The organism is Vibrio sp. Vb1574 (assembly GCF_033338675.1).
Map to the genome: position 1 here is coordinate 1 of NZ_JAWOTC010000003.1, position 12,885 is coordinate 12,885.

1 protein-coding gene is annotated in these 12,885 nt (G+C 43.8%); it reads left to right on the top strand.

All coding sequences use genetic code 11. The annotated features are described in order from the left end of the window. Positions 1 to 1,559 precede the first annotated feature (1,559 nt). Positions 1,560 to 12,842, top strand: coding sequence for a hypothetical protein (locus tag R7O12_RS03100; RefSeq protein WP_318125612.1), 11,283 nt, complete (start codon positions 1,560 to 1,562; stop codon positions 12,840 to 12,842). Positions 12,843 to 12,885: the final 43 nt, after the last annotated feature.

Here is a 12,885-nt window from a genome sequence, read left to right on the forward strand (position 1 = left end):
GGCTACGATGATTAACTGATGTAACCGATCAGATCGTAACTTCCTGATTTAGTTCCATCGAATTACGCAACAAAGCCCGTTTAACCTCAGGCATGAATGCCGAAGTGCTGATTTTATCTGAGCCACGAACGCCATTGAGCTACCTAATAAAGCCAATTACAGAAAGCATGAATCGCGCCTTCAGAGAGGAGTAATTTCTAAGTGCTTTTTGAAGAGTATTGTCAAAGAGTATCGAATCCAATTACATATCATCATTAAATAAACAGTTTAAAGTCTAGGTTTTTTTCTTAAAGTCGTATGTTTGTAATTTTTAGTTTTTCTGATCTAGTGAAGAATATCAATATTTTACTAGCTAATTATTTTTAGGTTAACTGTGGTAGAAATGTCATATAGTACTCTATTCATTTTCATAGTTTGTATCTTAGAGCATTTTTGAAAACTTAGTGATAATTTATTTTTATATCCATAATTTTTTAGTATTAGTAACTTGGATGAATTATTTGATACTTTTTAAAAATAAACAATATGGAGTATTAAGTATTTCAGATAAAGTACATTAAACCTTGCTGTAAAATAAAAATGTATTATCATATCAGTAAATTTAAAATTTTTCTTTTTTACAATCTTATTTTATTGTTGGTAATGTGTTTTATTAAATAAATACGACGTTATATCGTCATTAATTATCATATAAAATCTTATAATATTGTATAGGGAAATTTAAAATATAAATACAGGAATTATCGTTCTTACAACTCAAAAAAATTAAAAAGCTTTAAATAGATTGCGTTGTTAATTTATATAGTTCACCCGGTGTAGTCAGCGACACGTAATTACGATTAGATATTAATTATTGAAGAAATAGGCTGAGAACTTACTGTCATGTTACAGGTGTACTGTAGTTCAAAGTATTGTCGCAAGGGAGATAGAAAAGTGTGGTATGGTAAATAGCGAAGATATTGTAATTTTTCTGAAAGTTAAAAAAGGAAACGAACTTTGGGATAAAAATTTAACTTGGCTTTGGTCGGTGGGATTTATCACCTGTTAGAACAACATAAAGCTCGAGTCTATACCCAATCGAAAGGTTATGTAGGTTGTGAAAGGTCACGGTAGGAATAATAGCTTAAATTACTTATCCGAATCCCATCTGAGGTTTCTATTAAAATCTTTTCGAATGATAGATTTAATGAATATATGGTGGTTTTATTCATGTGTACGATTCAAACAAATTATCATGTGCATTTTTTTACTTACCACTTTGTAGCCATACATTTATTTCTTTGTAAGACAAATCTGATAACTATTCTTTATATAACAATATATTTTATTTATTGTTACTATTTGCAATTGATTATTATATTTTAAATATAAATTACTTTGTGCCATTAGGCTGATAATAATGTTGTGTATTTATCATGAAAAACAGGGATTAATTTTGGTTTTTATTTTTATTATTTTAAATTCAACAGTGTTATTACGCTAAATATTATATTTTTATGGATTATACTTTCTTAAAAATGACTAATAAAAATTTATACAAGTTGGAAAGCATTACATCAATGTTTAAGATTAGTGTTATCTTGTTATTGATTGCTTTTTTTTACTCTGAAAATGCATTAGCTGCAGGCGAAATAGAAATATCCTTTAATCCAACATTCGGTCTGCCCTACGAAAATGGACAGGTCATTACATACTCGATTGAAGTTCGAAACACGACGATCAGCACGATCAGTGATGTCTCAGTAACGAACGCCATTTGGGATGTGATGTCTGGTTCGAATAGAGCATTCAGTAGTGTCAAGATCACTGATACTCATACGCTAGGAACCAATGCAGGTACTTACTCCTCTAGCAATAGCAACCTGAATGTGACCGGCGCAAACCTATTACCGTTAGGGCGTATTACTTATCAAATTGAAGCGACGGTTGCTGATGATGCTGCTGAAGATATTGTTCTTGGCAACACCGAAGTAAAAGGAACGGTTTCCGGCACAGAGACGACTTTTACTAACCCAGATACAATTACTTTCCCTCCGGCTGAATACGATTATCTTCTGGAAGAATACGTTAGCCCGACCGAATACGATGTTGGCGGCACACTGACTTATTCTTTAACGGCAACCAATAACGGTGCTTATGCGGTTAAAGGATTAGATATTGAGCAAGAGTTTGCGTCTTTAACAGGACAAAAATTAGATGGCTCAACAGGGAGTGCATTTAGCAGCGTGACCATTAGTGCCGTGGCTTCATCAGGGAGCGATGCGGGTACCTTTGCAACAACGGGAGATTTGTCAGTCACCGATGCGGAGATCTCTGTTGGTGGCTACATTACTTACACCATCAAAGCAACGGTTGCTGCGGACTTAATCTCCGATATTGATACCCAAGCAAGCTCCACGACTCGTGCTGGTAAGGTCGACGGCAACCCACTATCAACGCCTCCATCTGATCCTGAAATTGCACTGGAACACACGCTCAACTCAACATCGCCATACCTGATTAACGGTGAGGTGGATTTTGAATTGAAAGTGAGTAACAACGGTGGCGCGATTGCTCATAATTATCATGTAAAACAGAACATTAAAGACCTAGTTAGCCGCAATGGTTTAGCTAACAATTTATCCCCTTCTTACAACAACACCGATGTGGATGGTAACCCCTTCACGACTTGGGAAATCACGGTTTCAAGCATTGGCAGTAACTCACTTTCTGACTACCAAGGCAGCGCGCAGACGGATGTCGATTTTGACGATACCGTTTCTATCTATCCGGGTGAGTCGATCACTTACCAAATTAAAGCAACCCTTACTCCAATCACGATTGGCACCTTGCAAGGCTTTACTGCTTCAGTAACGGATGACTCAGGCTCATTGGTCAAAAGCTCCAGTATTTCGGATACGGTTGATGCTGAAAAAGTGTTGAGTGTGACCGATTCTGATATCTCTATTTCCAAAACGACTTCTGCATCGGAATATGTACCAGGCGGTGAAATTGAGTACGAAATTACCGTTACAAATGGCTCATCAAAATACTTTGCCAACAACCTGTTAGTCCAAGATAACCTGACGTGTGTTAAGACTGAGCAAGCGGGTGGCGCAGGCGATGCCCAAGCTTTTGAACAGTGGAAAGTAGAGGTTATTTCGGGTGAAGATTCGAATGGCTCGGACCCAGGTACCTTTAGCTACGGTACTTGGACGTCGAGTCCACTTTCGCTAACCCCGGATATCGCTCCGGGTAAAACCATCAAGTATAAGCTGACTGCGAAAACCAATGATACCAGCACAGGTCTCATTCTTGATGACGACCCAAGTTGTTCTAACGACAACGTCACTGAAGAAGGCTCGGGTGTTCAAACCCCAGATGACAACTTACGCGCAAGTAAAGATGTAGATAGCCGTTTTTACTCTTCAGGCCAGACTCTTACTTACACCATTACCGTGACGAACGACGGTGATGGTTTTGCAAACCAAGTTCAGGTGCTAGATGACCTGAACTCAGTGAAAACAACCGATATCAACGGCAAAGAAATCAATGCTTATTCGGATTGGACGATCACCGCTGAAGCGTTTAAAGACGACGGTACACCAGCAACTGCTTCAAATACGGGGATTACTGGAGAAGTTAAACACCCTGATAATTTAAATGTCATCGCAACGCTTCAACCTCACTCCTATATCGAATACACCATCGTTGCCGACACTAACCCAATTGCAAATGGTCATATCTCAAACGAAGTCACGGTGGATGGCTCTGTCTATGCCGACCGTGGTTCTGATCCTCGTGATTTTGCGATTGAGTTAAACAAACGTGTTAAGACCAATACTGATACGAGCTTTCATGATGGGCAAACTAGTTACTCTAAACCAGAGACAGAAATCACTTATCAAATTAGTTTGAAAAACAACAAAGAGAACGGTTACGCGACAAACGTCGCTGTGAAAGATTCATTGTCGACGATCACCGCTGGTATACTGGAGCCAGATGGTAAAACGAAAGCTGTATTTAAATCTTGGAAGATCAGTGCGGAAATCATCTCGGATGACCCTCGTCTCAATGGCAATCCTGCTTATACAGATGTTGGTACCTTCAGCGATAACACAGACCTAGACACTACGGCCCAAATCCCGCCAAACGTCGAAGTGTTGTATACGATCGTCGCTCAGATAGATCGTTCTAACAAGGATGAAATCCTATTTACAAGCTTTGACAACACCGCCGAGATAAGAACGCCGGATTCGGATATTCTAAAAAGTTCAAGTGCTAAGGCTGTTGTGGTTCCGCGTCAACCGAAAGTAACCGTTTTAAAAACAACACCAAATGATAGCTTCGTACCAGGAAAATGGGTGGACTTCAAAATTACTATCTTAAACACAGGTTCAGGATATGCGAATGAAGTATTAGTGACTGATGACCTTCTGGGGTTGAACGCTTTCTCTGAGTGGGAGATTACCTCAAGTACCGACTCGAACAATGTGCCATTTCACACGGGTAGTTATGCTGGCGAGTATTCTAACGACAAGAATCTTGATACCGCTGTAGACATTGACCCAAAAATAAATGGTACAGCGGGTTATGTTGTCTTCAATATTCACGCGCTTGTGAGAGACGATATTTATATTGGAGAAGAAATCTCTAATACTGTTGAAATTTATGACCCTTCCACCAACCTTAAGCAATCATCATCAGCAGAAGTTGGTAGCTTATCTGATTTAAATCTCAACGTTTCAATCCTTAAAACTGCGGATAAAGTAAACTTTATTCCCGGTGAAGACGTGACGTATGAAATACATGTTATAAACAATGGTGAAAACTCAGAATCAGGATTAAAAGTGGTTGACCCTATAAGTCAAATCCGTGCCACGTTGGCGAATGACAAAGACAATCAAATTGAGGATGACAAAAACAAAAGTCCTTTTGAATACTGGCAGTTTGATTACGATGGTGATGGCACTTTTCAATCTAAAACTACCGAAGATTTTATCTACCCACCGGGTGATGATTCGAACACCATGACGCTTGAGGGGAAAGCGGAGCGAGTCTTTTACATCAAAGCTCACGTTAAAGATAATGTGATAGGTTCTCAAGATTCGTTCGGAAACTTAGATGACAAAATTAAGAATGATGCTTATGTGTATCGTGAACGTGGCAAAGTAAACGAAAAATCCCACGTGTCTCATCACGAAATGAACCGCGTTGGCAATGGCCTTAGTGAATCCAGAAAACTATTGGTTAACGGTGTGGAATCAAAATTCTACTCACCAGGCGATACTTTAACCTACCAAGTGACCGTTTCTTCCCAAACGGGCTATGTCAATGACCATGAAGTAAAAGAAGATATTAATGGTGTGACGACTCAGTTGTTGAATGGAGACTTGAAGACGCCATTTGATAGAGGCTTCACTGTAGATGTGTCTAAAGACGATTCAAATGGTGGCGACGGCACGACCGATGGTACGCTGGATGGCATCGTTGCAAATGACCAAAACATTGACACAACGATTGATGTTGCAGGCGGTGACTCGGTGACATACCAAGTTGAAGGTATCGTACGCGAAGATGCAGTTGGAACAATTACTATTGGTGGTATTACGGTCATTCCGAATGACTATCATTTGGCGTTTACCAAAACGGTAGATCAATCAAGTTACGAACCGGGGCAACCGCTGGTTTATCGCTTAACGATCGAAAACGATGGCAAAGGTAGCGCATACAACATTCCCGTTATCGACCGACTGTCTAATGTTATGGTAGACCTTGTCGATGGCTCAAGTGGTAAAGCGTTTGACTCAGGTTGGACGGTTGTTCCAAGGATCGTCAGTGGTAGCTCCGCGGCTATTCTCGACCTGGATGGCAAGATTGCTGATAACGCAGACATCGATACTCATGCGTCAATCCCTAAAGGCACAACTATTGAATATGTTGTCACAGCTAAGGTGAACGACAACGCCGTCGGTGAGATCTTAAACTTGCTTACTGTCGATGGTGATACTGTGAGTGCGGAGACCAAAGCGTCTACTGAGAAATACGACTTCTCAAAACATGTCACCAAAATCTACGATCAGGATGGCACTACCGAGTTAAGTGGTGGTTACACGCCGGGTGGTTACATCGAGTATGAAATCTCATTGAAGAACCTGAACAACGTTCACATCAGTGAGATGCCAATCAAGGATGAAATCAGCAAGATCCAGACCGATTACTTCGATGGAAGTGGTAAAGGCCATGCATTTGATTCATGGACCATTATGACCAGTACCGATTCGAGTGGTATCAGTGATGCAGGCTCAGTCAGCAATAACAAAGATATCGACACTAAGTTCAACTTAGCCGCAAACGGATTCGCGACAGGTGGAACCTTTGTTACTTACACCATCAAAGCGAAGATCAGTGAGAAAGCCGTTGGCCCAATTCTCAACGTCGCTGTGGTAGACAACAGTCATAATTTACCGTCAGAACCCGTGAACATGTTACCGGTAAAAATTATCAAGTCGCACAAAGCATACACCGATACATCACTGTCAACACTCAAGACTACATACAACCATACGACAGACGGTGAAAAAATCGCTTACCACTTGCGCATTGAGAACAATGGTAAAGGTTTGGAGTACAACAAATCACTGAAAGAGTTGTTCTCAAACGTCAAAGTGCGTGTCGCGCAAAACGCGGCGGGCGAATCTGACTCACAAACGCTACCTGCATTTGACCAATATGGTTGGACAGTCACCGCGACGACCTCGGGTGAAGCGACGACGCTAATTGATGGCTATACCGGCGGCGCAAATGCAGACATCGATATTCCTGTACTTTCGATTGCACCGGGTGGTTGGATTGACTTTGTCATGGAGTCACAGATCCGCCAAGATGCGCTTGACCAGATTGTTGCGACTCCGAAATACAACGGTAGCAACTTCAATTCTGCGAAAGTCACGCCAGAGGGCAGTAACCTGTCGGTGAACAAAGAAATTGTCTCTATCGATGGCAAATCTTATGCATCCGGTGACACCTACAAACCGGGAGATGAGGTCGTCTATAAATTCACGGTAACCAACACCGAACCCGTGTGGCGTGACCAAACCGTTATCCAAGATATCGTCTCTAACGTTCGCGTTGAGGTGATTGGCGGGACGACGAAATCTGCGTTCTCAGAGACGAACATCTCTCATGCCTTTACTTCAACAGGTACAACGGGAACACAAGACACTTACATCGAATCTTATGATGCAACTGATGATCTTGATCTGTTAGTCGATATCGCTCCGGAAGAAGTCATTGAGTTTACGGTTACTGGTAAAGTTCGCCCAGATGCACTTGGTGATATCGATGGCAACACGGGTAAAGCAGGCAACCAAAGTGATACAACGGATGTAATTCCACCAGTTGCTCCTGTTCTGGTTGTGACCAAAACTGTTATTGGTACTACCGCGGATGAAATTGGTCCAAGTTGTACGTTCCCGTCTGATACAGGCACAGACTGTCACTATAACCCTGGCGGGCAGGTTCAATATCAGGTTACTGTTCAAAATACAGGTGAAGGTATTGCTAACGATGTGAGCATCGTAGATAAGTTGAACGAAATAGATACATCCCTTGGAGGATCTGCGTTCACAGACTACAGTGTTGCGGTTGTTAGCGCTCCTGACCCAGGTCGTTTCTCTATAAGTGGCCAATATCAAGGTAACGTGCCTCTTGATGCTACGTTTGACTTGATGCCAACTGATACTGTCGTATTTGAGATTGATGGTGTTGTAGCGACCGACGCAACAGGAACCATCACAAACGTTGCGACTATCGATGGAGTGGATAGTAATGATGTTACTTTGAATCAAGGCACATCAAGCTTAACAGCTGAGAAGTCGACGACGACACCGACCTATACCCCCAGTTCTGAAATTGTTTATCAAATCCGAGTTCGAAATGAGACGACGAATAACGAGTTGATTGATATTCAAGATACGATTACGGATTACAAGGTTCAAACAGCAAGTGGTAAAGAAGAGGTTGCGCTGAAAGATTGGACAGTTTCTGCGCAAATTGTAGACCCTGGTCTTGACGCTACTTTTACTAAAGTTGATTTAATTAATGCTGCGCCCGCGGATAAGGACATCAATGTAGAGGATGTTCCCATGAGTGGTAATGCAGAGATACTTATCGAAGTTGTCGGCCACGTCCGCGATGATGCTGTTGGTGAGTTCACTAACCAAATTAAAGGAAGACTAGCCTCTAGTACCGATTTCTATACATACAACTTACGTGAAAAGTTCATCTATCCAGAACCGGGTACACTTGCAGTTTCGAAAGTCACCTCAATCACTCCTGCGATTTACCATCCGGGCGATACCATTGGTTACGACATTGAGGTGAAAAATACCGGTACAGGTTATGCGACCGATGTTCTGATTTCAGACCTTTGGAAGACGATTCGCGCTGAGAAAGCAGGCGCAACATTACCTGTGCGTGCGTTTGATTCTTGGTCAGCAACATCAGTGAGTGTTGATGGTACAGATCCAACGCTGACTCAACCAATCGCGGGCTCTGAGGTGACTGGCGACAATGGTTATCAGATTCGTTACAACATTCACCCAGATCACACAGTGAAACTTCATGTTGAAGGTGTTGTAAAAGCGGACCTTGTTGGCGATATCACCAACGTAGTGGAAGTGAGCGATTCAAACGGCTCTCAAACTGCGGATGCGACTTATGTGGCGGCAGCGGCTGATCTCACGGTCGATAAAACCGTTGATAAGAGCCAATACGAATCAGGTGACAAGCTGACATATACCATCAAGATCGAAAACACCACAGCCAACTGGGCGAGTGATGTGGCGATCAAAGATCTGGTCAACGACATCACTTCAACCAGTATTACTGGCGCAACAGTAAAAGCGTTTGAATCTGGCACCATCTTCTTCAATGTATCTTCACAGACGGGTGACACTAAGTTCCCATCGTCCACTGGTGAGTTTTTAGATGGCAGCTTGGACATCGGTCCAAATGATGTGGTGACTATTACGGCAGAAGGGGATCTAGACCCAGAAGTGGTGGGCGATGTCACCAACCAAGTTGAAGTGACCTACAACGGTTCAACTAAAACTGCAGAAGCGACCAGCACGGCGAAGATCCCAGATTTAACGTTCACCAAAGAGCCAATGGTAGAGTTTTACAGCCCTAACCAAGCAGCAGGTTACATTCTGAAAATTGTCAACGAAGGTAACAGCTACGCGAATGACATCAACCTAAAAGATGAAATTGGTGCGCTAACCGTGAACACCATTGATGGCTCGGCGAACCAAGCCTTCCTACAATGGGCGGTTCAGTATGTTACGGGCAGTTCACTGACGACAGTCGATGCTAACTCACTCGTTGTTGACAAGGATATCGATTACAACATCGACCTTGCACCGAACGACACCATCACCCTTTACGTTATTGGCTTAGTCAATACGGAAGCGACGGGCGACATTGTTAACACCGCAACGTTGAATCACAACAGTAAGGACGTGACGGCAACAGCAACGTTGAAACCGCGTCCGGGCGATATTGTTCTAGAGAAAACCACCGATGAGCGTTACTACCAGCCGGGAGAGTTCTCTACATTCCGTGTCAAAGTGACCAACAACGGTTCTGGCTTTGCGGCCGATGTAAAAGTCGAGGACATCATTTCTTCACTTGAAGTGGAAACCTCGGGTGGGGCAATGGAACCAGCGTTGAATGATTGGACGATCGTGACCACTAAAGGCGACCCACGTACCAACATCGAAACGGTACCAGGACCAAACGGTGACATTTCTACCAACCTTGATATTGCACCTGGTGACACGGTTGAATTTGCCATCACAGGTACAATCAACAGCAGTGCGGTTGCTAACATCATTAACACCGCGACGGCTGAGTTCGGCGGTGCGACTACCGATGCAACAGCAACGTTAGAAACCCTACCTGAAGAAGTTTGGATTGAGAAAACAGCAGAGTCACCAATTTACATTCCGGGTGAGGACGCGGTGTTCCATGTTCGTGTTTACAACGGTACCGATGGCTTCGATAACGACATTAAATTGGATGACATCCTGTCTGGTATCAAAGCGACCAACATCTATGGGGTTAATGAGCGAGCGTTTGAAAGCTGGACGATTGAAACAACCAACAGTGACAGCCGCACTACGATCACGCCAATGCCTATCGATAACCAAGACATTCGTTCAGTGATCGATATCGCGCCGCATGACATTGTTGAGTTCACCATTACTGCGAAAACCAACCCATTAGCGGCGAGTGAAATTACCAACACTGCCACCGCTGATTTGAATGGCACCACACAACAATCGAGCGCGACTATTCAGCCTCAATCGCAAGGTATCTCTATCGAGAAAACCGCTGACACTGAGTTCTACATTCCGGGCAAAGAAGCGACATTCCGCGTCAAAGTGAAGAACGAAGGTACGGTGCCAGCAACAGATGTCGAGGTGAAAGATGCCATTAGTGATCTTGAAGTGGTTCGTTTAGATGGCACGACAGTCAAAGCGTTCGATTCGTGGCGTATCGAAGTTAACAAGGGCAGTTCCGATACTGACATTACCAATATTCCAAGCGTAAATACGGACATCGATTCAACGCTGACCATTGCAGCGAATGATGAAGTGGAGTTCGTCATCACTGGTTTGGTGAATCAATACGCAACGGGCGAGATTGAGAACACAGCAAGTGCGTTGTTCCGCGGTGAAACTCAAGAAGCAAGCGCGATGCTATTGGCGATGCCAGAGTCGGTCAAGCTAGAGAAGACCGTCGATGATGAGTACTACCGTCCGGGTGAAAACGTCACTTACCACGTGGTGTTAAGTAATGAATCTGGATCGTTTACCGAAGAGATAGTGCTTAAGGATCTTATCTCAGAGTTGAAGGTAAATACGATTCATGACACCGAAGCGCCAGCGTTTACCAGTTGGAGCATGACAAGCTCATACAGTGATGACCGCACCATCGTGTTACCACAGATTCAAGGTGACAATCTGGACGTGAATAGCCGTGTGATTATTGCGCCAAACGATAAGTTGGACATTGAAATCACGGGTGTCGTCAACGCGGATGCGATGGGAGAAATCACCAACCACGCGTATGCCTACGACAAGTCAGAAAGTGATGTTCTGGCGGATGATTTCGCAACTATCAAACCACTGCCGATCATTTTGTCGGTGACCAAGGTGGCAGATAAAGCGGAATACACCAACGACGACGATGAAATTACCTTCACGATGACGGCGACCAACCGAGGCTCTGCAGATGCAGAAAGCGTCAACCTGTTGGATGAAATCGATAAGCTTATTGGTAACAACGGCAATCCATTGTTCACCACATGGAAAGCGACCATCACTGAGCTTAAGTCTGGTGTGGTGGTTTCTGTCGATTCAGATAGCAATGTCGATTCAAACCACACTATGAAGGCGTACCAAGGTAATGAATACGAAATCGTAGTGACAGGTGAGATCAACCAAGGCATTGATGACAACTTCACGAACGTCTTTACCGCGAAAGCATCGACAGGTGAAGTCGCGTCCGCCAACGTCACGATCAAGGTTAAGAAGCAAGCTTACAACGAAGGCATGCTGAAAGTGACCAAGGTAGCGAGCAAGTCAGAGGCGAGCGTCGGTGAAGTTGTTGAATACGAAGTCGTGATTACCAATGAAAACGACAACCCATTCACGGGTGTACGTTTGGTTGACCGCTATCCGGGCGGCTTTGCTTACATCCCAGACTCGACAGAGATGGTCAACAGTGGTCCTGATGGCGTATTTGATACCTCGGATGACATCCAAATCACCGTAGAGCCAACGAAGACCAATCAACTGTTCTTCGAAGTCGGCGACATGAATATTTACGGCAAGGGCGATTCGAAAACCGCTGATGCTGTTCGTATCCGTTACCTAATGCGTGTAAGCGTCGGTGCTACCTTTGGCGTTTACACCAACACAGCATGGGCCGAAGCGCCACCGGCAGAAAGCTTCTCGGCACAAAACACCACGACCAACTACGTTGTGAAGTCGAACCTCGCCAGTGCAACGGTTGAAGTCATGCCAGATAAGGTATTCGACACCGCTTCGATCATCGGCAAGGTGTTTGAAGACCACAACGGTGACGGTTTCCAAGCAGACGCAACGGCAGATGACATTTATATTGATGTAGACCTTGCCGCAGGCGATTACGTACTGGGCTCAACTTTCATTACTCAAGATGGCGTTGAAACCCAACTTAAAGATGTGAAGGTGAAACTCAAAGGCCAAGACGTTGTTATGTCGAGTGTGGACAAAGGCTATGAAGTCGATGAGCTGTTTGGTCTATCTCGTAACCGTACCCTCGAACACAGCAACAAAGTGGTGTTCCAGTTTAATACTCGAACTCGCCAAGGTTTCCCGTTCAAGGTGACAACGGATAACGGCACGCACATCGAGTTCGATAAGCAAGGTAACGCGATTACCAAGCACAAAGGAGATAAGAAAAAAGGTCTGTCGGCAGAGAACATCGACGTGGTGAGAAACCTCTACCGAGATGGGGATATGTACTTATGGGAAATCATTGTAGAGAACAAAGGACTTTACGAAGACGGTATCCCAGGCGTTCGACTCTTAACGGTCGAAGGCATCATCATCGAGACAGACCAATATGGTCGATACCACGTTCCAGATCAGTGGGTGTTGAATAAAAAAGGTAAGCAGTTCTTGGTCAAAGTCGACACAGACTCGCTACCGACAGGCATGAGGGTGGTCAGTGAGAACCCGAAAGTACGCCGAATCACACCAAACAAACTGACGAAATTTAACTTCAGTATTCAAAGCAGTGGGGATGATTAACCGTTCGCAGTACAGACGCAGGCTGGGCCAGACCCAGCCAACC

Coding starts and splice junctions, on each gene's coding strand:
- R7O12_RS03100 (WP_318125612.1), top strand. CDS start 1,560: ATGTTTAAGATTAGTGTTATCTTGTTATTGATTGCTTTTTTTTACTCT.